This is a genomic window from Sinimarinibacterium thermocellulolyticum (assembly GCF_040327995.1).
Taxonomy (GTDB): Bacteria; Pseudomonadota; Gammaproteobacteria; order Nevskiales; family Nevskiaceae; genus Solimonas; species Solimonas thermocellulolyticum.
In genome coordinates this window covers 138946-164535 of sequence record NZ_JBEPIJ010000004.1, presented here as the reverse complement: position 1 = coordinate 164535, position 25590 = coordinate 138946, and the positions used below count along the sequence as shown (strand labels likewise).

General features: G+C 67.7%; 22 protein-coding genes and 1 tRNA gene. 6 read left to right on the top strand and 17 right to left on the bottom strand.

From position 1 onward, the window contains the following. Window positions 1-20 precede the first annotated feature (20 nt). Window positions 21-965 (bottom strand): bifunctional riboflavin kinase/FAD synthetase, encoded by a 945-nt coding sequence (locus ABSH63_RS05295; RefSeq protein WP_352888077.1) that lies wholly within the window; start codon window positions 963-965, stop codon window positions 21-23. Further along, a complete protein-coding gene (murJ, locus tag ABSH63_RS05290; RefSeq protein WP_352888076.1) occupies window positions 965-2518 on the bottom strand; it encodes a murein biosynthesis integral membrane protein MurJ in 1554 nt (517 codons plus the stop codon). The genes ABSH63_RS05295 and murJ overlap by 1 nt, the downstream gene beginning before the upstream one ends. A gap of 165 nt (window positions 2519-2683) precedes the next feature. Here murJ and rpsT point away from each other — a divergent pair, with 165 nt between their 5' ends. After that, window positions 2684-2947: a 30S ribosomal protein S20 gene (rpsT, locus tag ABSH63_RS05285; RefSeq protein WP_352888074.1), complete on the top strand. Its 264-nt coding sequence runs from the start codon at window positions 2684-2686 to the stop codon at window positions 2945-2947. 238 nt (window positions 2948-3185) lie between these two features. Then, window positions 3186-5942: a TonB-dependent receptor plug domain-containing protein gene (locus tag ABSH63_RS05280; RefSeq protein ID WP_352888073.1), complete on the top strand. Its 2757-nt coding sequence runs from the start codon at window positions 3186-3188 to the stop codon at window positions 5940-5942. A 58-nt stretch (window positions 5943-6000) separates the two neighbouring features. On the opposite strand, the gene proB is transcribed toward ABSH63_RS05280, so the two are convergent. The 6 genes from proB to ABSH63_RS05250 all read right to left on the bottom strand — a co-directional run bounded on the left by proB (window position 6001) and on the right by ABSH63_RS05250 (window position 10502). Further along, window positions 6001-7131, bottom strand: coding sequence for a glutamate 5-kinase (gene proB / locus ABSH63_RS05275; RefSeq protein ID WP_352888071.1), 1131 nt, complete (start codon window positions 7129-7131; stop codon window positions 6001-6003). Between the two features lie 30 nt (window positions 7132-7161). Continuing rightward, complete coding sequence (cgtA, locus tag ABSH63_RS05270; RefSeq protein ID WP_352888070.1) at window positions 7162-8358, bottom strand: Obg family GTPase CgtA; 1197 nt, start codon at window positions 8356-8358, stop codon at window positions 7162-7164. Window positions 8359-8429: 71 nt separating this feature from the next. After that, a complete protein-coding gene (gene rpmA, locus ABSH63_RS05265; RefSeq protein ID WP_352888069.1) occupies window positions 8430-8687 on the bottom strand; it encodes a 50S ribosomal protein L27 in 258 nt (85 codons plus the stop codon). A gap of 37 nt (window positions 8688-8724) precedes the next feature. Then, window positions 8725-9039 carry a 50S ribosomal protein L21 gene (rplU, locus tag ABSH63_RS05260; RefSeq protein WP_352888067.1) on the bottom strand — a complete coding sequence of 105 codons (315 nt, stop codon included), beginning with the start codon at window positions 9037-9039 and terminating at the stop codon, window positions 8725-8727. Between the two features lie 402 nt (window positions 9040-9441). Next, window positions 9442-9518 (bottom strand) — tRNA-Pro (locus ABSH63_RS05255). A 15-nt stretch (window positions 9519-9533) separates the two neighbouring features. After that, entirely contained in the window at window positions 9534-10502 is a 969-nt protein-coding gene (locus ABSH63_RS05250) for a polyprenyl synthetase family protein (RefSeq protein WP_352888065.1), read from the bottom strand. A gap of 229 nt (window positions 10503-10731) precedes the next feature. Here ABSH63_RS05250 and ahpC point away from each other — a divergent pair, with 229 nt between their 5' ends. Both ahpC and ahpF read left to right on the top strand, forming a co-directional pair. Next, window positions 10732-11295, top strand: coding sequence for an alkyl hydroperoxide reductase subunit C (ahpC, locus tag ABSH63_RS05245; RefSeq protein WP_352888062.1), 564 nt, complete (start codon window positions 10732-10734; stop codon window positions 11293-11295). A gap of 138 nt (window positions 11296-11433) precedes the next feature. Next, a complete protein-coding gene (gene ahpF, locus ABSH63_RS05240) occupies window positions 11434-13017 on the top strand; it encodes an alkyl hydroperoxide reductase subunit F (RefSeq protein ID WP_352888060.1) in 1584 nt (527 codons plus the stop codon). A gap of 15 nt (window positions 13018-13032) precedes the next feature. Here ahpF and greB read toward each other — a convergent pair whose 3' ends face one another. The 4 genes from greB to ABSH63_RS05220 form a co-directional block, all read right to left on the bottom strand. Beyond that, window positions 13033-13533, bottom strand: a complete 501-nt coding sequence (gene greB / locus ABSH63_RS05235; RefSeq protein ID WP_352888058.1) for a transcription elongation factor GreB — start codon at window positions 13531-13533, stop codon at window positions 13033-13035. After that, window positions 13533-14381, bottom strand: a complete 849-nt coding sequence (locus tag ABSH63_RS05230; protein ID WP_352888056.1) for an SDR family oxidoreductase — start codon at window positions 14379-14381, stop codon at window positions 13533-13535. The genes greB and ABSH63_RS05230 overlap by 1 nt, the downstream gene beginning before the upstream one ends. Window positions 14382-14472: 91 nt before the next feature. Next, window positions 14473-17190, bottom strand: coding sequence for an MMPL family transporter (locus ABSH63_RS05225; RefSeq protein WP_352888054.1), 2718 nt, complete (start codon window positions 17188-17190; stop codon window positions 14473-14475). Window positions 17191-17199: 9 nt separating this feature from the next. Continuing rightward, a complete protein-coding gene (locus ABSH63_RS05220; protein WP_352888051.1) occupies window positions 17200-17991 on the bottom strand; it encodes an outer membrane lipoprotein-sorting protein in 792 nt (263 codons plus the stop codon). A 178-nt stretch (window positions 17992-18169) separates the two neighbouring features. On the opposite strand from ABSH63_RS05220, the gene ABSH63_RS05215 reads away from it, so the two are divergent. Next, entirely contained in the window at window positions 18170-19159 is a 990-nt protein-coding gene (locus tag ABSH63_RS05215; RefSeq protein ID WP_352888048.1) for a ketopantoate reductase family protein, read from the top strand. Here the strand turns inward: ABSH63_RS05215 and gorA are convergent, their stop codons facing one another. The 5 genes from gorA to ABSH63_RS05190 are packed head-to-tail and all read right to left on the bottom strand — an operon-like array spanning window position 19160 to window position 24092. After that, window positions 19160-20542, bottom strand: a complete 1383-nt coding sequence (gorA, locus tag ABSH63_RS05210; protein WP_352888045.1) for a glutathione-disulfide reductase — start codon at window positions 20540-20542, stop codon at window positions 19160-19162. Next, the gene (locus tag ABSH63_RS05205; protein ID WP_352888043.1) at window positions 20539-21159 is read right to left on the bottom strand and encodes a PqiC family protein; all 621 of its coding nucleotides are present in this window, start codon (window positions 21157-21159) and stop codon (window positions 20539-20541) included. Before ABSH63_RS05205 ends, gorA begins: the two co-directional genes overlap by 4 nt. Next, window positions 21156-22817, bottom strand: a complete 1662-nt coding sequence (locus tag ABSH63_RS05200; RefSeq protein ID WP_352888041.1) for a PqiB family protein — start codon at window positions 22815-22817, stop codon at window positions 21156-21158. The genes ABSH63_RS05205 and ABSH63_RS05200 overlap by 4 nt, the downstream gene beginning before the upstream one ends. 13 nt (window positions 22818-22830) lie before the next feature. Continuing rightward, window positions 22831-23472 (bottom strand): paraquat-inducible protein A, encoded by a 642-nt coding sequence (locus tag ABSH63_RS05195; RefSeq protein ID WP_352888038.1) that lies wholly within the window; start codon window positions 23470-23472, stop codon window positions 22831-22833. Then, window positions 23469-24092: a paraquat-inducible protein A gene (locus ABSH63_RS05190; protein WP_352888036.1), complete on the bottom strand. Its 624-nt coding sequence runs from the start codon at window positions 24090-24092 to the stop codon at window positions 23469-23471. The genes ABSH63_RS05195 and ABSH63_RS05190 overlap by 4 nt, the downstream gene beginning before the upstream one ends. A gap of 142 nt (window positions 24093-24234) precedes the next feature. Between ABSH63_RS05190 and ABSH63_RS05185 the strand changes: the two genes are divergently transcribed. Continuing rightward, the gene (locus ABSH63_RS05185; protein WP_434223247.1) at window positions 24235-25446 is read left to right on the top strand and encodes an iron-containing alcohol dehydrogenase; all 1212 of its coding nucleotides are present in this window, start codon (window positions 24235-24237) and stop codon (window positions 25444-25446) included. The last annotated feature ends 144 nt before the right edge of the window (window positions 25447-25590 follow it).

Below are 25590 nucleotides of genomic sequence, written 5' to 3'. Positions count from 1 at the left end.
TTGAGCGGAAAACCCGCGAATTATGCGGACTCGGCGGCAAAAAACGCCAATGCCGCAGCCTTGTCACGCTGCATCTGTGCGGCGAGCGCATCGAGCGTATCGAAGCGCGCCTCCGGCCGCAGAAAACGCAGGAAACGCACCTCCACCGTCGCGCCGTACAGATCGACCTCGCGATCCAGCACATGGGTTTCCAGCAGGCAGCGGGTCAGGCCCAGCGTCGGCCGCACGCCGAGATTGGCCACGGCCGGCATGGCCACATCCTGGTCCGCGCACAACCGACGCAGCTCGACGACATAGACCCCAAGGCGCAGTGCCGGACGGCGCGTCAGATGGATGTTGGCCGTCGGCATGCCGAGCCGGCGTCCGAGCCGCAAGCCGCCGCGCACGCGCCCGACCAGGCGATACGCACGGCCCAGCAACAGCGCCGCGCGCTCCAGTTCGGCGGCGGCCAGCGCCGCGCGCACCGCGGTGGAACTGCAGCGCAGGCCCTCGTACTCGACGCTGCCGATGCCCTCGACGGTGAAGCCCAGATCCCGGCCGAGAACGCGCAGCAAGTTCAGATCGCCGGCGCGGCGCGCACCGAAACGGAAATCGTCGCCGACGACGATGGCGCGGATGCCGAGTCTGGCGCAGAGGATGTCGCGCACGAAATCGCCCGCCTCGCAGGCGGCAAAGCCGCGATCGAAGCGCTGCACGATCAAGCGGTCGACGCCCAGCGCACGCAGGTCGAGCAGCTTGCCGCGCAACGTGCTGATGCGTCCGGGCGCGCACTCGGGTGCGAAGAACTCGCGCGGCGTCGGCTCGAAGCTCAGCACCGTCGCCGGCACGCCCAGGCGCCGCGCCAGCGCGACGGTGCGGCCGATCAGGGCCTGATGACCCCGGTGCACGCCGTCGAAGTTGCCGATCGTCAGCGCGCATCCCGTCGCACCCGCGCGCAGGTTGTGCAGGCCACGCACCAGTTCCATCACGCCGCTCCCGCGCGCCGGAAGTGATGCGGCCGCAGGCCCGTAAGCGCCAGCACCACGAAGTAGGCGAGCGCGCACAGGCCGATGGTACCGGCCAGGCGCAGCGCGCGATCGTCCAGGCTCGACTCAAGCCAGCCGTCCAGCGGCCCAGCGAGGGCGAGCAGCGATGCGCCCAGCGCCAGGTTGGCGAGCACCAGCCGCAGGGCGAACACACCCCAGCCCGGCGCAGGCCGGTAGGCGCCGTCGCGGCGCAGCCGCCGGAACAGTAGTCCGGCGTTGATCCAGGCCGAACTCGCCGTGGCGGCGGCGAGCCCGGCGTGTGCCGCCGGCAGGTCGAACGACTTCGCACAGATGAATACGGTCACGCTGATCACCATGCCGCAGCACAGTGCGATGATCGCGTAGCGCATCGGCACGCGCGTCTCCTGCCGCGCGTAGAAGCCGGGCACCAGAATCTTGACCAACGAAAAGCCGATGAATCCGGCGCCGTAAGCCCACAGCGCGTACGTGGTCATGCGCACGTCGCGCTCATCGAAGGCGCCGTGGCCGAACAGCGACGCGACCAAGGGCCCGGCGAACAGCACCAGCCCCAGTGCCGCCGGCAGCCCGATCAGCAGCAGCACGCGCAGCGCCCAGTCCAGCGTCTGCGAGAACGCCGCCGGCGAGCGCAGCGCGTGCTGGGCCGACAAGGCCGGCAGGATCACGGTGCCGATGGCGATGCTGAACACGCCGAGCGGAAACTCCATCAGCCGGTCGGCGTAGTACAGCCAGCTCACCGCACCGTCGCCGAGAAAGCTCGCCAGCGCCGAATCGAGCAGCAGGCTGAGCTGCGCCACCGAGGAACCGATCATCACCGGGATCATCAAGCGGACGATGCGCCGCACCCTGGCGTCGCGCCAGCCCCAGCGCGGGCGTGGCAGCAGACGCAGCCGCCACAGCGACGGCAACTGGAACGCAAACTGCAATACGCCGGCGGCGAACACGGCGTACGCGAGCAGATGCACCGAGCCGGCGTCGATGAACGCCGCGGCGATCAGGCAGATGTTGAGGATGACGGGGGTGAACGCGGGAATCGCGAACTGTCCGTAACTGTTGAGCACGCCCGCGCTCATCGCGGTCAGCGAGATGAACATCAGATACGGAAAGGTCCAGCGCAGCAGCTCCGTGCCCAGCGCGTGCTTGGCCGGATCGGCGCCAAAGCCGGGTGCGAACAGCCACATCAGCAGCGGCGCCGCCAGGCAGCCGATGAGCGTGATCAACGACAGCACGCCCGCCAGCGTGCCCATGGTCACCGCGACCAGCGCGCGGGCGTCGTCGTGGCTGCCGGTGGTGCGCGTCTCGGTGAAAACCGGCACGAAGGCCTGCGAGAACGCGCCCTCGGCGAACATGCGGCGGCCGAAGTTCGGGATCTTCAGCGCGATCAAAAAGGCATCCATCGCCGCGCCGGCACCGAAGGCGGTCGCGAACAGCACGTCGCGCGCGAAACCGAGCACGCGCGACAGCAGCGTCATCGCGCCGACGACGCCGGAAGATTTGAGCAGGGAGGCGGACATGGGCCGCCGAAGTGTAGCCGCTGCCGGCGCTTCCCGTGACATGAAACGTGTGGCTTTTCAGCGGTTTCGCCGCCGATGCCGATTGACATCCGCGGCGTCGGTGTCCATACTCCGCGCCCTTTTCGTATGCCCCCGGCCGCTGGCCGGTTTCATGGAGTCAAGCCCTTGGCCAACATCGCCAGCGCTAAGAAGCGCGCCCGACAGGCGGAAAAGCGCCGCGCCCGCAACGTCGCGCAGCGTTCGATGGTCCGCACCACGATCAAGAAAGTCGTCAAGGCCATCGAGGCCAAGGACAAGAACGCCGCCCTGGCGGCGTACAAGGACATGGTCCCGGTCATCGACCGCTACGCCACCAAGGGTCTGATCCACAAGAACAAGGCCGCGCGGCACAAGTCGCGCCTGTTGGCCCGCATCGCCGCGCTCGCCTAAGACGCGCCTCCCCCGGCCGACGAAAAGCGGGCGAAGCGCCCGCTTTTTTGTGCCTGTTGCAAGGTCCCGCGACCGCTTGCGCGGTGGAAAACCACCTTTTGGTTTGCCGGCGGCTATGAGTAAACTCGCCGCCGCGCCGTCGGAACTTTTCGACGCGAACCGTGCTGCGGCGCGCAGCGGAGCTGACCGACGGCATCACGCCTTACGGCGATCACGAACCATACCAGGGGGTTAGAGCATGTTTTCGAATCGGCATCGGCGCCGGGCGCCGTGGCTGCGCCTGACCGCGTTTGCGGCCGCACTGGCGGCATTCGCCAGCACCCCGGCGGGTGCGCAAACCCAAAGCGGCGGCGAGGACCAGGCGATCGTCGACGCGCTGTTTGCCGAACCGGCGACGGACGACACCATTCCCGTCGACCCCATGCGCGCGGAGACGCTGGCGCAGGACGTGGCCGAACAGGACGGGCCGGCCGAACTGGATGCCATCGAAGTCACCGGCTCGCGCCTGGGGCGCGTGGCGATGGAAGGCGCGCTGCCGGTCACCGTGATCAGCCGCGAGGAGATTCTCGCCAGCGGCAAGATCTCGGTGGCCGATGCGTTGCGCGCATCGACCTTCAATAGCTTCGGCTCGTTCACTTCGATCTCCGGCAGCAGCGGCCAGGGACAGACCGTCGTGTCGTTGCGCGGCTTGGGTTCGAACCGCACCTTGGTGCTGGTCGACGGCCGCCGCGTCGCCACATCGCCGTCGCTGCAAGGCAGCGGGGTGGATCTCAACACCATTCCCTTGGCTGCGGTCGAGCGCATCGAACTGCTGTCCGACGGCGCCTCGGCGATCTACGGCTCGGACGCGATCGGCGGTGTCATCAACGTCATCCTGCGCAAGGACTACAGCGGCGTGGAACTCGCCGCTGGCATCGGCCGCCCCGACAACCCGGGCCGTGACGAGCAGGATGCCTCGATCGTCGCCGGCGTCGCCACCGGCGAGAGCCGCATGCTGTTCGGCGCCTCCTACACCAACATGGAGCCGATCTTCCTGCGCGACCGCGATTATTCGCGCAGCACCCTGCCCGAACCGAATCCGGACGGCAGCTACAACTTTTCGCAGACGACCGGCTTGTCCGGCTTCGGCAACACCGTGTTCAGCGCCGACTTCTCGCGCACCCTGCGCGTGCCCGATGCAGGCTGCGTGGAGTCGCTGGGCTTTTATCGCCTGATCGACGACGTCGGCAATTTCACCGGCATACAGGGCGGTGACATGTGCGGCTTCGATTTCACCCAGTACGCCGCCGATACGACCAAACTGACCACGAGCTCGGTGTTCGTGAAGTACGGCTACGACATCAACCTCGACCTCGGCTTCGAGATCACTGCGACCTACGCCCAGTCCGAGAGCTTCGGCCGTTTCGCCCAGGCGCCCGACCTGCTGTTCGTGCCGGGCACCGCGCCGACCAACCCGTTCGGCGAGGACGTCTTCGTGGCGCACCGCTTCGAGCCGCTGGGCACGCGCGACAACCGCAACCGTTCGGGCGTGTTCAGCGTGCTGCCGGTGCTGACCTACACCTACGACCTCTACGACTTCGAGGTCGGCGCCCGCATCAGCCGCTTCACCTTCACCGAACTCGGCTCGGGCTACCTGCTGCGCTCGGCCGCGGCCGCCGCCGCGGAATCCGGCGCCTACAACCCGTTCGACCTCGCCAATCCTGGCGACGAGGACACGCTCAATTCGATGACCGTCACCACCACGCGCGACGGTCTGACCGAGTACCGCGAGATCTTCGGCACGGTGCGCGCACCGCTGTTCGAAATGCCGAGGGGCACGGTCTACAGTGCTTTTGGCGCCGAGTACCGCCAGGAGCGCTTCTTCGACAAGTACGACTCGCAGTCCGAGGCGGGCGAAGTCGGCGGTTCGGCCGGCAATTCGTCGGGCGGCAAGCGCAACGCCTATGCGGTGTTCGGCGAAATCGGCCTGCCGGTCTACGAGGCCGTGGAAGTCGACGTCGCCGCGCGTTACGACCACTACTCGGATGCTGCCGGCGGCGCGTTCAGCCCCAAGGTTTCGGCGCGCTGGCAGGCGCGTGACAACCTGACGGTGCGCGGCTCGGTCGGCAAGGGTTTTCGCGCGCCGCTGCTGTCCGAGCTCAACGCCAAGGACAGCTTTAGTGCCGAGAGTGCGCGTGACCTCGTCACCTGCCGTGAAGCCGGCGTTCCGGATTCACAGTGCGCCGAGGCGCAGTACAACACCTTCATCACCGCAAACCCGAATCTCGATCCCGAGACTTCCACACAGTTCGGCTTCGGCATCGCGATGCAGCCGCTCGATTGGGCGGATTTCACGCTCGATTACTTCAACATCACGATCGAGGATTCGCTCACCACCTACTCCGCCCAGAGCCTGATCTTCCGCGAACTCCTCGGCCAGCCGCTGCCCGAAGGCACGGCCGTCAATCGTCGCGACACCGGCGCGATCGAAAGCATCATCACCACGACCGACAACATCGCCGAAATCCACACCCAGGGTTTTGATCTTTCGCTGAACACGCGCTTCGAACTCGGCGACTGGGGCATGCTGCGCCCGAGCCTCGCCGCGACCTGGGTGCTGCGCTACGAAGTGGATGACGGCGTGCTGCCGGTGCGCAATCAAGTCGACGATCCGGGCGTGCCGCAGTACCGCCTGACCGCCGTCGTGCCGTGGACCTTCGATGCGTTCACGACGACGTGGACGGCGAGCTACATCCCCGCCACCGCGGCCTCCCTCGATCCGGGTGATCCCGATCCGCTGGATCTGCAGCAGACCGGACACGTGGCGTCGAACCTCGTGCACGACGTCCAGCTGAGCTGGGAATCGCCCTGGAACGGCACGCTGTTCGTCGGCGTGCGCGATCTGTTCGATCGCGGCGTGTCGACCAACTTCAACCTGACCAGCCCGTTCTACGACCAGACGCTGTACGACCCGGTCGGGCGCATGCCGTACGCGCGCTTCGTGCAACGGTTCTGATTCACGCGCAAAAACGAAACGGGGGCCTCGATGGCCCCCGTTTTCGTGGTGCGAGTCGTCAGCTCGACAGCACCAGATTGTCGCGGTGAATCAGCTCGGGTTCGCCCGGACGCCCGAGTCGTTTCGGAATCTCGTCGGACCGCGCGCCGATCAGCCGGCGCGCATCGTCGGCGGCATAGTTGCACAGACCGCGGGCAATCTCGCGACCCTCGCCGTCGACGCAGGCGACCAGATCGCCACGGCCGAATTCGCCGTCGACCGCGCGCACGCCAACCGGCAGCAAGCTGCGTCCCTGCTCGCGCAGCACACGCGCGGCGCCGTCGTCGAGCACCAGGCGACCCCGGAGCTGCAACTGCCCGGCGATCCAGCGCTTGCGCGCGGCCATCACGTTCTGCGCCGGTTTGAGCAACGTGCCCAGATTCTCGCCGGCGCGCAGCCGCGTCAGCACCTCGGGCTTGCGACCGTGGGCGATGATCGTCGCCGCGCCTGAGCGCGCCGCGGTGTACGCCGCGGTCAGCTTGGTGCGCATGCCGCCGCGGCCGAGTTCGCCCTTGCTGGTGCCGGCCATGGCCATCAGGCGCGGGTCGGACAGCTCCGCCTCGCTCACCAGCGCCGCGTCCGGCCGGATACGCGGATCGGCCTCGAACAGCCCTTCCTGATCGGTGAGGATGACCAGCAGATCGGCCTGGATCAGGTTGGCGGTCAGCGCGCCCAGGGTATCGTTGTCACCGAGCCGGATCTCGTCGGTGGCGACGGTGTCGTTCTCGTTGACCACCGGCACCGCGCCGAACTCGAGCAGCGCGGTGAGCGTGCCCTGGGCGTTCAGATAACGAGAGCGATCGGCAACATCCTCATGTGTGAGAAGGACTTGCGCGGCTTTTATGCCATGTTGCTTGAACTCGGCCTCGTACGCGCGCACCAGGCCCATCTGCCCCACCGCGGCAGCCGCCTGCAAGGCGTGCAGATCGGTCGGTCGCCGGCGCAGCCCGAGACGCGCCATGCCTTCGGCGACGGCGCCGGACGACACCAACACGACCTGCACACCGGCGCCACGCAGCGCCGCGATCTGTGCACACCAGTCGGCGATCGCCGCTTGGTCGAGCCCGGCGCCCTTGGCGGTGACCAGCGAACTCCCGACCTTGATGACCCAGCGGCGGCTCGCCGCCAGCTTGCTGCGTGTGACGCTCATGATCTCGGTGGCGGTATCGGCGATGGGTTCTCAGTCGCGCGGACGTTTGGGCGCTGGTGGACGACGCGAGCGGGTGCTGCGGGTCACCGGCCGGCCCAGATCCTTGTTCGGCACCGGCTCATCGTCATCGCGGCGCGGTCGGGTCGCGCGTTGGCGCGACGGCGTCTCGCGGTCCGGGGCTGCGGCCGACTCGACGGCCGCAGCATCGAGCCGGGGCACCGCCTGCGCCTCGACCCAGGCCATCGCCGCCTCGCAGAGCTCGTCACAGCCGCGTCGCGTCACCGCCGAAATCGCGAACCACCGCCCTTTGAAGCGCAGCTTTCGCACGGCCTTCTCGACCAGCGCGCGCCACTCGAGCTCGGGCATCAAGTCGGTCTTGTTGAACACCAGCCAGCGCTCCTTGCGCATCAGCTCGGCGCTGAAGCGCTGCAGTTCTGCGTCGATGGTGCGGATGTTGGCGACGATGTCGCCACCATCCGGCGGCTGGACGTCGACCAGATGCAATAACAGGCGGGTACGCTGCAGGTGCTTGAGAAAGCGGATGCCCAGGCCGGCGCCGTCGGCCGCACCTTGGATCAGGCCGGGAATGTCGACCATCGTGAACGAACGCCCCGCACCCAGCGACACCACGCCCGGCTGCGGATACAGCGTCGTGAACGGGTAGTCGGCGATCTTGGGACGCGCCGCGGACACCGCGGCGAGCAGCGTCGACTTGCCGGCGTTGGGCAGGCCGAGCAGGCCGACGTCCGCCATCAGCGACAGCTCGAGCCGCAATTCACGCACCTCGCCCTCGCCGCCCTTGGTCGCCTTGTACGGCGTGCGGTTGACCGAGGACTTGAAATGCGGATTGCCCAGACCGCGATGGCCGCCCTGCGCCAGCTTGATGCGCTGTCCAGCACGCAGCAGCTCGCCGATCAGCTCATCGGTGGCCAGATCGAAGATGCGGGTGCCGAGCGGCATCCGCACGTCCAGATCCGCACCGTTTGCGCCGGTACAGTTGGAGCCCTGGCCGTGCGCACCCGCCGCGGCGCGAAAGCGGCGCGTGTAGCGGAAGTCCGCCAGCGTATTGAGATTGGGCTCGGCGATCGCCCAGACACTGCCGCCCTCGCCGCCGTCGCCGCCGTCCGGACCGCCGAACGGCATGTATTTCAGGCGCAGGAAGCTGATGCAGCCGTTTCCTCCCCGGCCGCCCTCGACAACGATCTTGGCTTCGTCGACGAACTTCATCGTGAGATCCCTGCGCCCTGCACACAAAAAAGCCCCGGGATTCCGGGGCTTTCTCGATGCATGTCGGTTGATCAGGCCGGAACCACGTCCACGAACAGCTTGTTCTTCGGTCCGCGACGGCGGAACTCGACCTTGCCGTCGGCGATCGCGAAGATCGTGTGGTCACGGCCCAGGCCCGTATTGACGCCGGCGTGATATTGCGTACCGCGTTGACGGACGATGATGTTGCCGGCGACCACCGCCTCGCCGCCGAACTTCTTCACGCCCAGACGCTTGGACTCCGAGTCGCGGCCGTTGCGGGTGCTGCCCGCTGCTTTTTTGTGTGCCATTTGACGAGCTCCAGAATTTCCTTAAAAAGGCCGGCGATCAGGCGCCATGGATCGCCGTGATCTTCACCTCGGTGAAGTTCTGGCGATGACCTTGTTCCTTGTGATAGTGCTTGCGGCGACGGTGCTTGACGATGCGGATCTTCTGGCCGCGGCCATGCGAGAGCACCTCGGCGGTCACGACACCGCCCTCGACCTTCGGGCTACCGACCTTGATCGCGTCGCCGGCACCGATCATCAACACCTCGTCGAAAGACACGGTGCTGCCGACGTCCGCCGTGAGGCGTTCGATTCTCAGCGTGTCGCCCGCAACGACGCGGTACTGCTTGCCACCCGTTTTGATCACGGCGTACATCGTGTTGACTCCAAATCTCGTTTTAGTTGTAAGCCGCGACACCAGCGGCGCCCGGCCCGAAACAAGAGAGCGATTATAGGCCCGCGCCCCACCTCCGTCAACACGAACCGTTCCGAGCGGCGGCCAGCGCGTGAGTCGGGGCTGTCGTGAACGTCCAGCGGACGTTCACGCCGACGAACGCCCGCACAGGGACGTGCGGGCAGGTGCACGAGAAACGGCGCAAAGTCTCGCCACGGATGGCTGCACGCGCTGGGGAATTGGTCGGGGCGACAGGGTGAGTCGGGGCTGTCGTGAACGTCCAGCGGACGTTCACGCCGACGAACGCCCGCACAGGGACGTGCGGGCAGGTGCACGAGAAACGGCGCAAAGTCTCGCCACGGATGGCTGCACGCGCTGGGGAATTGGTCGGGGCGACAGGATTTGAACCTGCGACCTCTTGCTCCCGAAGCAAGCGCTCTACCAAGCTGAGCTACGCCCCGTATTCGATGCTTTGATCAAACCCCGCGCATCAGGTTGAAGCGCGTCAGTTCCAGCAGAGCGCTTTTGTATCGCGAGTCGGGAATGTCGCTCAACGCCTGCACCGCATCGCGGCTATGCCGTTCAGCGAGGGCGCGAGTGTAAGGAATCGCACCGGTGGATTCAACCGCTTCCAGCACCTCGTCGAGACGATCGATGCGGCCGTCGCGAATCGCCTGACGGATCCGCTCGGCCTGCTCGGGCTGGCCGACCTTCATCGCATGGATCAAGGGCAGCGTGGGCTTGCCTTCGGCAAGATCGGTGCCCAGGTTCTTGCCGCTGACTGCGGGATCGGCGGTGTAGTCCAGTAGGTCGTCGATGAGCTGGAAGGCGATGCCGAGGTGATGCCCGTAGCGTGCGATGGCGTGCTGCTGCGACGCCGACGCTTCGGCCGCGATCGCACCGAGCCGGCAGCCACCCTCGAACAGGCGCGCGGTCTTGAGTTCGATCACGCGCAGGTAGCGCGCCTCGTCGACATCCGGGTCGCCGCAGTTGAGCAACTGCAGCACCTCGCCCTCGGCGATCGCGTTGGTGGTGTCGGCCATCACGCGCATCACCTCCATGCGGCCGCTGTCGACCATCATCTGGAAGCTGCGCGAATAGACGAAGTCTCCGGCGAGCACGGCACCGGCATTGCCCCAGACCGCGTTCGCAGTCTTCATGCCGCGGCGCAGCGCGGATTCGTCGACGACGTCGTCGTGCAGCAGCGTGGCGGTGTGGATGAACTCGATCGTCGCCGCGTGCAGCACCGGCTCGTCGGTCGCGCAACCGAGCGCGCGGGCACTGAGCAGCACCAGGGCCGGGCGCAGGCGCTTGCCACCGGCCGAGACGATGTGGGCGCCGATGTCGTTGATCAGCGAGACTTCGGAGCGCAGGCGCTCGCGGATGGTCGCGTCGACGCGCTTGAGCTCGCCGGCGACCGGTTCGAGGATGTCGGGGAGTTTCATGGAGCGCCGCGATGCTAGGTGCGGCCCGTCGGCGCGTCAATCGCGGATGCGGGGCTTGAATCGGCGCGCTCCGCCCCAAGGCGAGCGGGGTGCGCTAGGCTCGACCGCCGATGCGCATCGCGGCATATGCATTCGCTATGGCCGCGATTTGAACAATCCATTTCATTAATGGCCCCGACTTGCATAAGCTTGTCGCCCATTCACCACCCCAACTCAAGAGGACACACGCATGTCGCTGATCAACACGACCGTTCCGCCGTTCAAGGCCCAGGCGTTCCACAACGGCAAGTTCGTCGAGGTGACCAACGAGACGTTGAAGGGCAAGTGGTCGGTCCTGATCTTCATGCCGGCCGCCTTCACCTTCAATTGCCCGACCGAAGTCGAAGATGCCGCCGCCCACTACGAGGAGTTCCAGAAGGCCGGCGCCGAGGTCTATGTCATCACCACCGACACCCACTTCTCGCACAAGGTGTGGCACGAAACCTCGCCGTCGGTTGGCAAGGCCAAGTTCCCGCTGGTCGGCGATCCGACCCACCAGCTCACGCGTGCCTTCGGCGTGCACATCGAGGAGGAAGGTCTGGCGCTGCGTGGCACATTCGTCATCAATCCCGAGGGTGTGATCAAGACCATGGAGGTGCACTCCAACGAGATCGCGCGCGACGTATCGGAGACGCTGCGCAAGCTCAAGGCTGCGCAGTACACCGCCGCCAACCCGGGCCAGGTCTGCCCGGCCAAGTGGAAGGAAGGCGCCAAGACCATCGCGCCGTCGCTGGATCTCGTCGGCAAGATCTAAGGCCGTCTCCCGTCATTCCCGTCGTGGCGCGCGCTGCCGCCGCGACGGGACGTAGGGCGGTCTGCCCTGCCCTACGGCCCGCGGCTGCGGGCATGACGGGATTTTCGTGTCCGTCGTTCGTCATTGGAGCATCGAATCATGTTGGACGCCGATCTCAAGGAGCAGTTGAAGGCCTATCTCGCCCGCATCACGCGCCCGATCGAGATCAGGGCCAATCTCGACGACGGCGAGGCTTCGCAGGAAATGCGCAGCCTGCTGCAGGATCTCACGCTGCTGTCGGATCAGATCCACGTGGTGGAGACTCGCAACGCCGGCGAACGCACGCCGTCATTTTCGCTGGGCACGCCAGGCCAGGACATCCACCTGCGTTTCGCCGGCATCCCGCTGGGCCACGAGTTCTCGTCCTTGGTGCTGGCGCTGCTGCACGTCGGCGGCCATCCCCCCAAACTCGCGCCGGAGGTGATCGAGCAGATCCAGGGCCTGGACGGTGACTACCGCTTCGAAACCTATTTCTCCTTGTCCTGCCAGAACTGTCCCGACGTGGTACAGGCCCTCAATCTGATGGCCGTGCTCAACCCGCGCATCCAACACGTGGCGATCGACGGCGCGCTGTTCCAGGACGAGGTCGAGCGCCGCCAGGTGATGTCGGTGCCCAAGGTGTTCCTCAACGGCGAGGTCTTCGCGTCCGGGCGCATGGGCGTCGAGGAGATCCTCGCCAAGATCGACACAGGGGCGAGCGCGCGCGAGGCCGAGAAGATCAAGGGCAAGGCACCGTTCGACGTGCTCATCGTCGGCGGCGGCCCCGCCGGTGCCGCGGCGGCGATCTACGCCGCGCGCAAGGGCATCCGCACCGGCATCGCCGCCGAGCGCTTCGGCGGCCAGGTGCTCGACACTCTGGGCATCGAGAACTTCATCTCGGTCAGCCACACCGAAGGCCCGAAGATGGCGGCTGCGCTGGAGGCGCACGTCCGGCAGTACGAGGTCGACATCATGAATCTGCAGCGCGCCGAGAAGCTGGTGCCGGCGGGCGACGATGGTCTGATCGAGGTGCAACTCGCAAGCGGCGCCTCGCTCAAGTCCAAGACCGTGGTCGTCGCCACCGGCGCGCGCTGGCGGCAGATGAACGTGCCCGGCGAGAGCGAGTACCGCAACAAGGGTGTTGCCTATTGCCCGCACTGCGACGGCCCGCTGTTCAAGGGCAAGCGCGTGGCCGTGATCGGCGGCGGCAATTCCGGCGTCGAAGCGGCGATCGACCTCGCCGGCATCGTCGCCCACGTCACCTTGATCGAGTTCGAGGCGAAACTGCGTGCCGACGAGATCCTGCAACGCAAGCTGCGCAGCCTGCCGAACGTGGACGTCATCGTCTCGGCGCAAACCATGGAAGTCACCGGCGACGGGCAAAAGGTCACCGGGCTGGTCTACAAAGACCGTGGCACGGGCGAGCGGCACACGATCGCACTCGAAGGCGTCTTCGTGCAGATCGGTCTGCTGCCGAACAGCGAGTGGCTCAAGGGTACGGTCGCGCTGTCGGCGCGTGGTGAGGTCGAAGTCGATGCGCACGGCCGCACCTCGGTGCCCGGCGTGTTCGCCGCCGGCGACGTCACCACCGTGCCGTACAAGCAGATCGTGATCGCGATGGGCGAAGGCTCTAAGGCGGCGCTGTCGGCCTTCGACCACCTGATCCGCACGTCCGCGCCGGCGAGCGCACGCAAAGCGGCGTGAACCTGCCGCGGTGCGCTATGGTCGATAGCGCACCGCCAGGATCTCCAGTTGCTGGCGGCCGGCCGGCAGCACGACTTCGACCACGTCGCCCTCACTGCGTCCGAGCAAGGCGCGCGCGACCGGCGAGTCGACGCTGATCAAGCCGGCGTGCGCATCGGCCTCGTCGGCGCCGACGATGCGATAGCAGCGCTCGTTGCCCTCGTCGTCGACGATCTCCACCCAGGCGCCGAAATAGACCTTGCCGTCGTCGCGCGGGCGCACGTCGATGACAGTCACTTCCTGCAGCCGCGTGGTCAGATACTTCAGCCGCGCGTCGATCTCGCGCAGCTCCTTCTTGCGGTACTGATACTCCGCGTTCTCGCTGCGGTCGCCCTCGGCCGCGGCCGCCGCGAGCGCGCGCACGACCTCGGGCCGGCGCACGCGCCAGAGTTGGTCGAACTCGGCCTTGAGCCGGGCATGGCCCTCGGCGGTGATGTGCGGCGAGGACTTCGCCGTAGGCGGACGCCAGCGCGCCATCAGGCCAATGTCGACAGGTCGTCCGGCAGGAACAGGTCCGGTGCCAGCGCGCTGTCCGGCGTGCCCGGCACCGCGGCGTAGCGCGAGAAGTCGGTCTGTCCCTCGGCGCGCAACACCAGCTCGTCGATGCAGTAACGGCCGCTGAACTCGCGCGCCGGCTTGCTCAGAATCACGTACGCGGCGTCGGCCATGATCTCGGGCGTGCGCGACATTCTCATCACCGCATCGCCGCCGACCATCTTGATCGCCGCGGTCGCGATCGTGGTACGCGGCCACAGCGAGTTGGCGGCGATGCCGTCGCGCTTGAGCTCCTCGGCCCAGCCCAGCGTGCACAGGCTCATGCCGTACTTGGCGATCGAATAGGCAAGATGCGGCGCGAACCATCGCGGCCGCAAGTCCAGCGGCGGCGACAGAGTCAGGATGTGCGGATTCGATGCCTTCTTCAGATGCGGGATGCACAGCCGCCCGCACAGATAGGTGCCGCGCGCGTTGATCCCGTTCATCAGATCGTAGCGCTTCATGTCGGTGGCCAGCGTGCCGGTCAGGCTGATCGCGCTGGCGTTGTTGACCAGGATGTCGATGCCGCCGAAGGTCTCGACCGTCTTGTCGACCGCTGCCTGCACCTGCGCCTCGTCGCGGATGTCGCAAACGATCGGCAGGGCCTTGCCGCCGGCATTTTCGATGTCCTCCGCCGCCGTGTAGATCGTGCCAGGCAGTTTCGGGTGCGGTTCAGCGGTCTTGGCAGCAATGGCGACGTTGGCACCGTCGCGCGCCGCGCGCACCGCAATGGCCAGACCGATGCCGCGCGACCCGCCGGTGATGAACAGCGTCTTGCCTTTCAGGCTCATGGGACTCCTCGTGGGTGATGTTGATCTCGTCGACGCCGAACCCTAGCGCGTCGGCGCGCGCCGCGCACGCTGCATAAGGACTGCATCGGCGCTACTGGATCATCGCCGTCGCGCGCGCCAGGCGCTCGGCCTGGATGCGGTTGAGGTTGCGGTAGATCACCGCGGCGATGCGCGGGTAGCGCAGACGCAGGCGCTCCAGGTCCTGCGAATCGAAGCGCAGCAGACGGACCGGCGTCAGCGCATCGACATTGGCCGTGCGTCGCTGGCCGAAGTAGCCGGCCTCGCCCATCACCGCGCCGCGCGTCATCACGGCCAGCGCCTTGCGCTCGCCGTTGCGCTCGACCCACACCTGCAGCGTGCCATCGATGACGACGTAGATGTCACGCGCCGAATCGCCCTGGCTGATCACGCGCGCCCCTGCCGGGTGCCTTTCGAGCTTGGACATCAGCGCGAACAAGCGCGCCTGACGCAGCGACAGGCCGGAGAACAGCGGAATCGTGTGCTGGGGCGACTGACCCAGGTCCAGGCGCAGGATGTCCCACAAGGTCACGATGCGAAGGCGCGAGCCCAGCGCCGGCGTCAGGGTGATGTCGGATATCCAAGCGAGCACGATGGTGAACGCTGCGAGTGCACCGAACTGCACCTGGTTGCGCAGCTCGCTGCCGGTGAACACCAGAAAACCCAGCGCCAGCGCCACGGTGGTGAACGTCACCGGCCGCAGCACCGCGGCCAGCGCGCTCTTGACCGCGGCCTTCTCGTTGGCCTTGGCGCGCGCATCATGATTGAAGCGCGTCAGAAAATGGATGGTGTCGTCGACGGCGATGCCGAGCACCACGCAGGCGATCAGGCTGGTGGTCGGGTTCAGCGTGATGCCGAGCGCGCCGAGCGTTCCGAAGTACAGTGCCACGGGCAGCGCATTCGGCAGCATCGCCAGCAGCGCCGACCGCACCGAGGTGAACATCAGCGTCAGCATCGCCCAGATCATCGCGAACGCGACCAGCAACGAAGTGAGCTGTCCGGAGGCGATCTCGTTGACCGTGCGCGTGGCGAGCACCGGACCGCCGGTGACGCGGCCGTTGAGCGGGGGCGACATCTGCCGCAAGCGCGCTTCGGTACGCGCGACGAAATCGGCGATCTGGATCGACCCATCGACCTTGATGCGCACCGCGATCAGCGCCGTGCGCAAGCGCGAATCGATCACCCGGTGGATCTCGTCGCTGCCACCAAAGACGAGCAACTGCTTGACCGCGGTCGCGTCGTCCGGTATGCGGTGGAATGCGGGGTCGCCGTCGTTGAGATTGCGGTTGATCAATTTCAGATGATCGACGTAAGACACCGTCGCACCGACTTCCGGCTGCGCTTCGAGCCATGTCTGCAGCGACTCGATCTCGTGGATCAGCGCCGGACTGGTCAGCGCGTCGTCGACATGCGTCTCGATCAGGATGGACACGAGGTTGGCGCCGTTGAACGCCGTGTTGATCGCCTCGTAGTCCACGCGCACCCGCGCATCGGCGTCGAAGCCGCCGATGTATTCGGTACCGACACGGATCTTGCTCGCGAAATACAGGTCCACCGGCAGCGTCAGCACGGCGATGGCGATGATCCAGTTGCGCCATTTCAGATCGAAGACCGCGATCCTGCGCGCCTTGCGCGCGAACATGGCCTCACCGAGCGGCCGGCGCCGGCCGCGCGGGCCGACCAGGCTCAGCAACGCCGGCAGGAACAGCAGCGCCAGCAGCGCCGAGAAGCCGACCCCCAGCGACGACAGCGCGGCGAACTGCGCCACCGCCGGCAGCGAGCCGGGGACCAGGGCGAGAAAGCCGGCGACGGTCGTCGCCCCGGACAAGGTCAGGCTCGCCCCCATGCGCCGATACACGCGCGCCAAGCGCTCGCGCCGGCCTTCGTCACGCTTGGGATGGAAGTACTCGGCGAGCACGTGCACGGTGTAGGCCAGGCACAGGGTCGCCACCAGCACCGGCACCAGCGCCGTCACCAGGTTCAGCGGCAGCTCTAGTGCGGCGGCGACCGCCAGCGTCCACAGCACCGAGATCGCGACCGTCAGCGCCGCGAACAGCACCGTCGGCAGGCTGCGGAACGCGACCAGCAACAGCGCCACCACGAGTACGAAGATCGCCGGAATCGTGAACTTGAGCGTGCGCAGGATCGCATCGGTGGTCGCCGCCTTGATCACCGGGCTGCCGGTCACCCAGACGCGCTGCGCGCCGGTGAGCTCTTGGGCCAGCGCGCGGATGCGGCCCGGATAGTCCTCGGTGCGAAAGCGCGTCTCGTCGATGTCGGACAGCGTCAGCGCGAAAGCCGCGACCCTGCCGTCGGCCGACACCAGCGCATCGCGGTAGATCGGATTGTCCGCGATCTGACGGGCAAAGCCCGCCACCGATGCCGGATCGGCCCTGGCCTGGGCGGCGAAGGTGCCGAGGTCGATGCCGAATTCGTCGGCCACGGGATTCTGCGCGTTGGCAATCGACAGCACCTGGCGCACGCCCTCGAGCTCGCCAAGTCGTCGCGTCAGCCGGTCGATACGCTCGATGTTCTCGGCGGTGTAGACGTGATCGAGCTCGACCGCGAGCAGCACCGGGTCGGTCTCGCCGAACTGCGCACGCACACGATCGAACAACGCGCGATCCCCGTCCTGCGGCGGCAGCAGGCTTTCGATCGCAGGATCGATCCGCAGACGGATGGTCAGGCTGCGTGCATCGAACAGAGTCAACACCGCCAACAACGTCAGCAGCAGCACCGCAGCGACCACGGCGAGCGGGTGCGCCGCCAGCGTCGAGACCATCCGCTGCATCGAGCGCGCTCAGCTGCCCAGGTAGAACGTCTGTGGATTGAACAGGCGGCTGGCCAGCTCGACGTCGCTGTCGACGCCGATCACGCGCAGGCGCGTGTGCGTCTGTTCGATCAAATCGTGCATCGTCGAATCACCGGCGTACCAGTGCGTACCGGCCTGTTTCAGGGACGCCGGGTCCACGGTCCAGCGCTTGCGCACGTTCTCGCCTTCGTGGAAGTCGACGCGCAGGCTCACGCAGGTCTTTTGGTCGACCCAGACTTTCATCTTGGTGTAGCGCGAAGCCTCGGCCGGGTCGGGCTCGAGCGAAAGCAGGTGCACGGCGCGCCCGCCGAGCTCGCCCTGCCCGTCGACGCTGCCGCCGCCACCCGAGAAGGCATTGTTGATCTGTTTGATGTCGCCGTAGGAAAGGTCCGTGCCCCACAGCGCGCCTTGGGTGCTGGCGCCGCTGATGCGACGCACGCGCTGCAGCGCCGGCAGGTACATGTACATCTCGTCACCGCCATCCTTCTCGCGCAGCAGATAGGCGGCGCCGGCCAGATCCGCCGGCGCGGCGATCTTCAACGTGGTACGCAGTAGCCCTTCCTCGCGCTGGCCATACAGGCGGCCGCGCAAGACCCGCGTGCCACCGACCCGGTCAGTAGCTGTGAGCTCCACCTCCTTGACCAGCACCGAGCGTGGGATGTTGGCGCGCATGCACGAGAGCACCGCATCCAGTCCGTCCCGAGCCAGTGCCGGCGCGCACGCCAGCAGCGCCGCGAGCCCGCAGCCGATGAGGACCAGACGCCGCATGGCCAGATCCATGACCCACCCCTGATGAGCGTTTCTTTGAAGCTTGATTCTCGCATCCTCTGCGGTTCGCGGGCAGCGGTGGCAAGCCCGCTGCTCGCGCAGATGCGATCTTGGCCCCCCGGATTGACTTGCGCCAGGCGATGCGCGACGTTGCCATCAGCCAGCCCATGCCAGCCAGGAATCCCGGAACATGATGCTCGTGGTCGGAGCCGGAGCGGTCGGAACCATTCTTTGCGCCCACCTCACCGCCGCGCGGCGCGAACCGGTGAAGCTGTACGTGCGCGAGAAGGACGTCGAGGTGATGCAGACGGTGCAGAACCTGCGCGTCGAACACGCCGGCGCCGGGCATCCGCCGATCATCGCGCCCAAGCCGCAACTCACGCGCTCGCTCGCACTCGACGACATCGACTACCTGCTGTTGTGCGTGAAGTTTCCGCAGCTCGACGGCGTGCTCGACCAGCTCGGCGAGGTGCCGGCGCATTGCAGCATCGTGTCGACGCTCAACGGCGTCGGGGCGCTGCGGCGTATCCGCGAGCGCTTTGCGCAAGCGCGCACGGTTCCGCTGACGGTGATGTTCAACGGCCAGTTGCTCGAACCCCTGCACGCGCGCATCACCACCAAGCCGCAGATCGTCATCGGCAGCGATGACGCACGCCTGCTGCGCGCCTTCGGCAGCGGCATGCAGGTCAAGCAGGTCGCCGGCGAATCGGCGGCCTGGGGCAAGCTGCTGATCAATCTGGCCAACGCGATCTGCGCGCTGACGCACACCACCTTCAAAGACCTGCTGACCGACCGCGACCTGCGTGCGATCTACGTCGCCGTGCTCGACGAGGCGGTTCGCCTGCTCGACGCCGCCGGCATCGCCTACACACTGCCGATGCCGATCCCCTACGGCGTGTATCGCCGTCTGCTCGGTGGACGCACACCGCTGCCGTGGTGGTTCGCTAGGCTACGCAACGGCCTGCAGGAGGGCTCGTACCCGTCGATGGTCGCCGACGTCCAGGCCGGTCGCCCGACCGAGATCGGCCAGCTCAACGGCGAGATCGTCTGCCTGGGTCTCGAACACAAAGTGGCGACGCCGGTCAACGCCAAGATCGTCAGCCTGATCCAGAAGTTCGAGGGACAGTCGCCGCCGCCGTACCTGACACCGGCGGCGCTGCGCGCGCGGCTTTGCGTCTGATCAGCCGCGAGTGATGCGCTGCGCCGCGCGCAGCGTGACCCACTCCTCGGCCAGCGTCGGGTGCAAGGCCATGGTCGCGTCGAAATCGGCCTTGCGCGCGTTCATGCGCAGCGCGATGCCCAGCAACTGCGCCATCTCGGCGGCGTCCGGGCCGAGCATGTGCGCACCGAGCACGCGCTGGCTGTCGGCGTCGACGATCAGCTTGAGCAGCGTGCGCTCGGCGCTGCCGCCGAGCGTCGCCTTGAGCGGCCGAAAGCTCGCACGATAGATCTCGATCGCCGCGTACTCATCCAGGGCCTGGGCTTCGGTCAAGCCAACGCAGCCGAGCTCCGGCGTGCTGAACACCGCGGTCGGAATCAGCGCGTGATCGACGCGCGCCTCGCGCTTGCCGAAGACGCTGTCGGCAAAGGCCTGCCCTTCACGGATCGCCACCGGAGTCAGGTTGACTCGATCGGTGACATCGCCGACGGCGTAGATGCTCGGCACCGAGCTGCGCGAGGCGGCATCGACCGCGATCGCCCCGTTGGCCTCGAGTACGACACCGACGTCTTCGAGGCCCAGACCGTGGGTCGCCGGGTCGCGGCCGATCGCCATCAGCGCATAGTCGGCGTCCAGTACGCGGCCGTCGTCGAGCCGCAGCGACACCCGATCGGCGCGGCCGTCGATGTGCGTCGGCCGCGCGCCGAGCAGCACCTCGATGCCGCGCGCCTGCATCGCCTGACGCAAAGCCGTCGCCAGCTCCCGATCGAAACCGCGCAGCAGTTCGGCGCCGCGATGGATCAGCGTCGTGCGCACACCCAGCCCGTGCATCAGGCAGGCGAACTCGACGGCGATGTAGCCGCCGCCGACCACGATCAGGCGCGCCGGCAGTTTGGGCAAGCGGAACATGTCGTCCGACACCAGTACCCGCGGATGCGCCGCCCAGTTGGGATCGCGCCGCGGCACGCCGCCGGTGGCGACGAGGATGTGCGCCGCGCGGATCACGCTGCCATCGGCGAGGCGCACCGCCTGCGGCCCGGCCAGCGCCGCGCGCTGCCGGTAGAGCCGCACGCCGGCCTTTTCCAGGCCCTCGGCGTACAGCCGTTCCAGCCGCGCGATCTCGCGATCCTTGTTGGCGATCAGCGTCGGCCAGTCGAAACGTGCGCTGTCGATGCTCCAGCCGTAACCGGCGGCGTCGCGGAACTCGTCGGCGAAGCGCGAGGCGTAGACCAGCAGCTTCTTCGGCACGCAGCCGCGGATCACGCAGGTGCCGCCGAAGCGGTCGGCCTCGGCGATCGCCACGCGCGCGCCATGGCCGGCGGCGATGCGTGCGGCGCGCACGCCGCCGGAACCGCCGCCGATGACGAACAGATCGACGTCGAAAGCGTCGGCACGATCGCTCACGGCGAACAGCTCGGCAGCGGGCCGGTCTGCAGCGCACGCACGGCCGCGGCGATCTCGTCGGCGATGTGCGCGAGCGCGCGCTGGTGGCCTTGCACCGCGGCTTCGAAGCCGGCACCGATCGCCTCGCTCGCGAGCGAGGCGCAGGACAGCGTGGCTTTGTCGCCGCGGATGCTCCAGCCGGCTTGGATGCGCGCAGCGACGCCCAGCTCGGTGTCGAAGCGGCCGACGACGAGCTTGATCCGCCACACTGGCAATTCGTCCGCACGCGCGAGCCGGTAGACGTCGCGCACGCCGAGCCGCGCGCGCAAAAGCTCGGACAGCGCCGTGCGCAGCTCATCCCGCAGCGGTGCGGCCCACAGCCGCGTCTCGACCAGCGTCAGCTCGCCGGCGCCGCTGCGCACGACGAGCTGGGGCACGTCGACCTGCCCCGGCACCTCGGCCGGCAGCACCTCGATGGCGTAGGCCGGATTCGGTGCAGCGGCGGTCGGTCCGGCCGGCGCCAGCAGGGTGTAGAAGCGGGTCGGCGCCGGACTGGCGCAGGCGGCGAGCATCAGCGCGGCGAGCAGCGCGGCCGCCGCGCGCCGCGCAACAAGCGTGTCGCGAGTCGGTGCGATCATGGTTGCTCCTCGGTGGCGGACCGCGGTTCCTCATCGGACGAACGCCGACCGCGGATCAAGGCATCGGGATGCCGCTGCAGATAGTCCGCCAGCCCGCGCAGCGAGCGCCCTGCCCGTTCCACTTCCTGCAAGGACTGTCGCAGATCCTGCTGAAGGCCAGAATCGTCGGCGAGCAGCGCGCGGTTGGCGTGCGCGATCGCGCGCTGCGCCTCGGTCAGAAGCCGGGTCGCCTCCGGCGCGAGCTCGCCTTCGAGCCGCGTGAGCAGCGCATCGGCGCTGGCGATGGCGTCGCGCAGGTTGTTGCCCAGATCCTCGAAGGGCACCTTGCCGAGTTGCTCGACGATGCTCGCGATCTGATCCTGCAACTGCGCCAGACTACCGCGCGCGGTGGGAATCTCGATCATGCCGTCGGCCGTGACGATCGGGGCCGGGACCTTGCCGGGCGGCCGGCGCGCGAAATCGAGCTCGACGTAGAGCTGGCCGGTGAGCAGGTTGCCGCTGCGCAACTGCGCCTGCAGGCCGTCGCCGACCAGTGCCGCGAGCACGTCGGCGTCGCTGCGCTCGCCGCCACCGGCGGCGGCACGCAGGCTGTCATAGCCGCGGCCGAGGCGCTTGGGGAACAGGCGGGCGACCACGTTCCCCACCAGCGTGCGCCCGTCGGCATCGTATTCGAGCTCCAGCGATTCGACGGTGCCGAACTCGACGCCGTGAAAGTCCACCGGCGCGCCGATGGCCAGACCGCGGATCGATTCGGCAAAGCGCATGCGCACCCGCACCGGCCGGCCCGACGGCGGCGCGAGCGCGCTGGTGCGATCGTCGTGCAGCCAGTATTCGGTGCCACCCGGTGCCGGATCACCGTCGCGCGGCGACTCGAAGGCCACGCCGCCGGCGAGCACCGCGGCCAGTGATTCGGTGTTGACGCGCAGGCCGCTGGCGCCGAGCGATAAGTCGACGCCGCTGGCGTTCCAGAAGCGCGTGTCGGCGGTGACGAAGCGGTCATAGGGCGCATCGACGAAGACCTGCAGGGTTACGCCGCGCCCGTCCTCGTTGAGCTGGTAGGCGCCGACACGGCCGACCTGGATACGCCGGAAGTACACCGGCGAACCGACGCCGAGCGAGCCCAGGCTGGCGCTGCGCAGCACGAACGAGGTGCCGACGCTGTCATTGGTCACCGCCGGCGCGGTTTCCAGGCCAGTGAACTCGGTGCGTGGCTGCGCCGACTTGCCGACATCGACCGCGATGTACACACCCGACACCAGCGTGCCGAGTCCGGAGATGCCGCCGGTGTCGATGCGCGGGCGCACGACCCAGAAGCGCGAATCCTCGACCGCGAGTCGGCTCGCGTGACGATCCAGCTCCACCGAGACGATCACCGACTGCAGGTCCTCCGACAGCGCGATCGAACGCACCATGCCGACGACCACGTCCTTGTAGCGCAGCTCGGTCTGCCCCGCTTTCAGCCCCTCGGCGGACTTGAACGTGATCTCCAGCATGATCCCGGCCGACAGCACGGCGCGGATCACCAGCGCGATGCCGATCAGCGCCGCGACGATCGGCACCAGCCACACCAGCGACGGAATCCCGCGCCGGTGACGGCGGATCTCGGGCGTCGGTAGATGGGTGCTGTCGAAATCCGTCGGCGAGTCAGATGCGCTCACGTGCGTTCCTTGCTCATGATGGTTGACGACCCTGGCGCGACGGTTCGCTGTCCCAGATCAGGCGCGGATCGAAACTCTTGGACGCCAGCATCGTCAGCACGACCACCGCCGCGAATGCCACCGCGCCGCCACCGGGCTGCACCTCGGCCAAGCCGCGAAAGTGGACGAGGCCCACCAGCAGCGCGACGACGAAGACGTCGAGCATCGACCAGTAGCCGATGAACTCAATGAAGCGGTACAGCCGCGCACGCTCGGCCTGGCGCCACGCGGAGCGCCGCTGCGCGGTGACCAGCAGCAGCGCCAGCACCGCGATCTTTGCCAGCGGCACGACGATGCTGGCGACGAACACGATCACCGCGATCTCCGGCGACCCCTGCTGCCACAGCGCGACGACGCCGGAGAGGATGGTGTCCGAGCGCTGCTCCAGCAGCGTCGAAGTCTTCATGATCGGAATCAGGTTCGCCGGCAGGTACAGCATCGCCGCCGCGATCAGCAGCGCCCAGGCGCGCGTCAGCGCGTTGTACTTGCGCAGATGCAGGCGCACGCCGCAGCGCCGGCAGTGGCAGCAGTCGTCCTGCGACGGCAGCCGGTAGATCGCGCCGCAGGCGTGACAGCGCAGCAGGCCCAGCTCGCGCGCCGTGACGACCACGCTCATGCGGCGGCCTCCTGCGCCGCGCGCTCGGCCGCCAGGTCCCATAGTGCCTGAAGATCGAACAGCGTCAGCAGCGTCAGCAGGATGGTCAGCGCGGCGAAGCCCCATAAGCCGACGCCGGGCGTGAGCTGCGACTCTGCGGCGAGCTTGACCGCGGACACCAGCACCCCGACCAGAAACACCTCGACCATGCTCCACGGCCGCAGGTGACGGATCGCGTGCATCACCGGCACGAAACCGGCCGGCACGGCACCGACGCGCAGCGGCAGCAGCACGTAGAGGAACAGCAGGATCTGCGTCAGCGGCAGCACGAACAGGCTCAGCGCCGCCAGCACCGCGACCGGCCCGACGCCCGCATCGAAGGTGGCGAGGATTGCGTCCCAGAGCGTCACATCGGCCCGCGTGCCGCCCAGCTCCATGATCAGCACCGGATAGGCATTGGCGATGACGAGCACGATCAGGCCGCCGAGGGCGATCGCCAGCATCGCGTCCAGATCCACGCGGCGGTTGCGGTACAACTCGGCGCCGCAGCGACGGCAATGCGCGGTCTGCCCGGGCGCGAGGTCCCGGCGTGCGTAGACCGCATCGCAGCATTCGCAGATGATCAGGCGCAGCCTGGCCAAGCTCGGATATCCGTCGACGACAACGCGGCGCAGTCTACTGCATGGCGCGGCGTGAGCCGTCGCCGCTGCCAGGGTTACACCAAGTACCGGCAGGATCGGTCATGATGCGCGCCCACACCCGCCACTGGACCGACAGACCGCCATGATTCCGTTCAAGATCCAGGTGTTCTTCTACCGCCTGTTCATGCTCGTGCTGAAACTGGCGACCAAGATCCTCAACTTCCGTCAGCCCGAGCTGTACAGCGGCCCCGGTTCCTCGCTGCAGTTGTGCGAGGCCATCGCCCGCGCCGGCGTGCAGCGGCTGCTGGTGGTCAGCGACGCGATGCTGGTCAAGATCGGCCTGCTGCAGCCGATGCTGGACAAACTCAAGGCCCTCGGCGTGCACACCGTGCTCTACGACGGCGTGCAGCCCGACCCGACCATCGAGCAGATCGAAACCGGGCTGGCCCTGCTCAAGCGCGAACGGTGCACGGCGATCCTCGCGATCGGCGGCGGCTCGTCGATGGACGCGGCCAAGGTCATCGCCGCGCGCGCGACCAATCCGCACAAGATCGCGTGGATGGCGGGGCTGATGCGCATCCTCTTCAAGCCGATGCCGCTGTACGTGGTGCCGACCACCGCCGGGACCGGCTCGGAAGTGACCATCGCCGCCGTCGTCTCGGATCCGGCCAGCGCGCGCAAGTTCGCGATCATGGATCCCAAGCTGGTGCCGGTCGGCGCGGCGCTCGACGGCGCGTTGATGACCGGGCTGCCGCCGGCGATCACCGCCGCCACCGGCATGGACGCGCTGACGCACGCGGTCGAGGCCTACATTTCGCGCAACGCGACACCCGAGACCGATGCCGATGCGCTCGAAGCCACGCGCCTGATCATGCACAACCTGCCCAAGGTCATGGCCGACGGCAGCGACCTGCAGGCGCGCCAGAACATGGCGCTGGCCTCCTACAAGGCCGGCGTCGCCTTCACCAAGGCCGGCGTCGGTTACGTGCACGCGATCTCGCACAAGCTCGGCGCGCTCTACCACGTGCCGCATGGCCTGGCCAACGCCATCGTCCTGCCCTATGTGCTCGAGTATTCCAAGCCCGCGTGCACCCAACGCCTCGCCGAGCTGGCCGAAGCCGCCGGGCTGAAGCGAGGTGGCGAAAGCGCGGACCGGCTCGCGGACGCCTTCATCGGTCACATCCGCAGCCTCAATGCCGCGTTCAAGATCCCGGCCAAGGTGGACAAGCTCAAGGCCGACGACATCCCGGCCGTCGTCGACTCCGCGATCCGCGAAGCGCGCTGGACCTATGCCGTGCCGCGCTACATGGACCGTGCCGACTGCGAGCGTGTGGTGCGCCAGTTGCTGGCTTAAGCGCCCGCACACTTTTCAGGCTCTCGGGCCAGCCAGGGTGGGCGTGTACCGGACTTGGCGACGGAAGACATGCACAGGACGTGCATGCGTCACCGACTCTGACGGCTGGCGCCGTGTAAGCAATTTCCTGCACGCACAGGGATT

Bases quoted from the DNA above. Each gene is read 5' to 3' on its own strand.
- ABSH63_RS05295 (WP_352888077.1), bottom strand. From the start codon at position 965: ATGGAACTGGTGCGTGGCCTGCACAACCTGCGCGCGGGTGCGACGGGA.
- murJ (WP_352888076.1), bottom strand. From the start codon at position 2,518: ATGTCCGCCTCCCTGCTCAAATCTTCCGGCGTCGTCGGCGCGATGACG.
- ABSH63_RS05280 (WP_352888073.1), top strand. From the start codon at position 3,186: ATGTTTTCGAATCGGCATCGGCGCCGGGCGCCGTGGCTGCGCCTGACC.
- proB (WP_352888071.1), bottom strand. From the start codon at position 7,131: ATGAGCGTCACACGCAGCAAGCTGGCGGCGAGCCGCCGCTGGGTCATC.
- cgtA (WP_352888070.1), bottom strand. From the start codon at position 8,358: ATGAAGTTCGTCGACGAAGCCAAGATCGTTGTCGAGGGCGGCCGGGGA.
- rpmA (WP_352888069.1), bottom strand. From the start codon at position 8,687: ATGGCACACAAAAAAGCAGCGGGCAGCACCCGCAACGGCCGCGACTCG.
- rplU (WP_352888067.1), bottom strand. From the start codon at position 9,039: ATGTACGCCGTGATCAAAACGGGTGGCAAGCAGTACCGCGTCGTTGCG.
- ABSH63_RS05250 (WP_352888065.1), bottom strand. From the start codon at position 10,502: ATGAAACTCCCCGACATCCTCGAACCGGTCGCCGGCGAGCTCAAGCGC.
- ahpC (WP_352888062.1), top strand. From the start codon at position 10,732: ATGTCGCTGATCAACACGACCGTTCCGCCGTTCAAGGCCCAGGCGTTC.
- ahpF (WP_352888060.1), top strand. From the start codon at position 11,434: ATGTTGGACGCCGATCTCAAGGAGCAGTTGAAGGCCTATCTCGCCCGC.
- greB (WP_352888058.1), bottom strand. From the start codon at position 13,533: ATGGCGCGCTGGCGTCCGCCTACGGCGAAGTCCTCGCCGCACATCACC.
- ABSH63_RS05230 (WP_352888056.1), bottom strand. From the start codon at position 14,381: ATGAGCCTGAAAGGCAAGACGCTGTTCATCACCGGCGGGTCGCGCGGC.
- ABSH63_RS05225 (WP_352888054.1), bottom strand. From the start codon at position 17,190: ATGCAGCGGATGGTCTCGACGCTGGCGGCGCACCCGCTCGCCGTGGTC.
- ABSH63_RS05220 (WP_352888051.1), bottom strand. From the start codon at position 17,991: ATGGATCTGGCCATGCGGCGTCTGGTCCTCATCGGCTGCGGGCTCGCG.
- ABSH63_RS05215 (WP_352888048.1), top strand. From the start codon at position 18,170: ATGATGCTCGTGGTCGGAGCCGGAGCGGTCGGAACCATTCTTTGCGCC.
- ABSH63_RS05205 (WP_352888043.1), bottom strand. From the start codon at position 21,159: ATGATCGCACCGACTCGCGACACGCTTGTTGCGCGGCGCGCGGCGGCC.
- ABSH63_RS05195 (WP_352888038.1), bottom strand. From the start codon at position 23,472: ATGAGCGTGGTCGTCACGGCGCGCGAGCTGGGCCTGCTGCGCTGTCAC.
- ABSH63_RS05185 (WP_434223247.1), top strand. From the start codon at position 24,235: ATGATTCCGTTCAAGATCCAGGTGTTCTTCTACCGCCTGTTCATGCTC.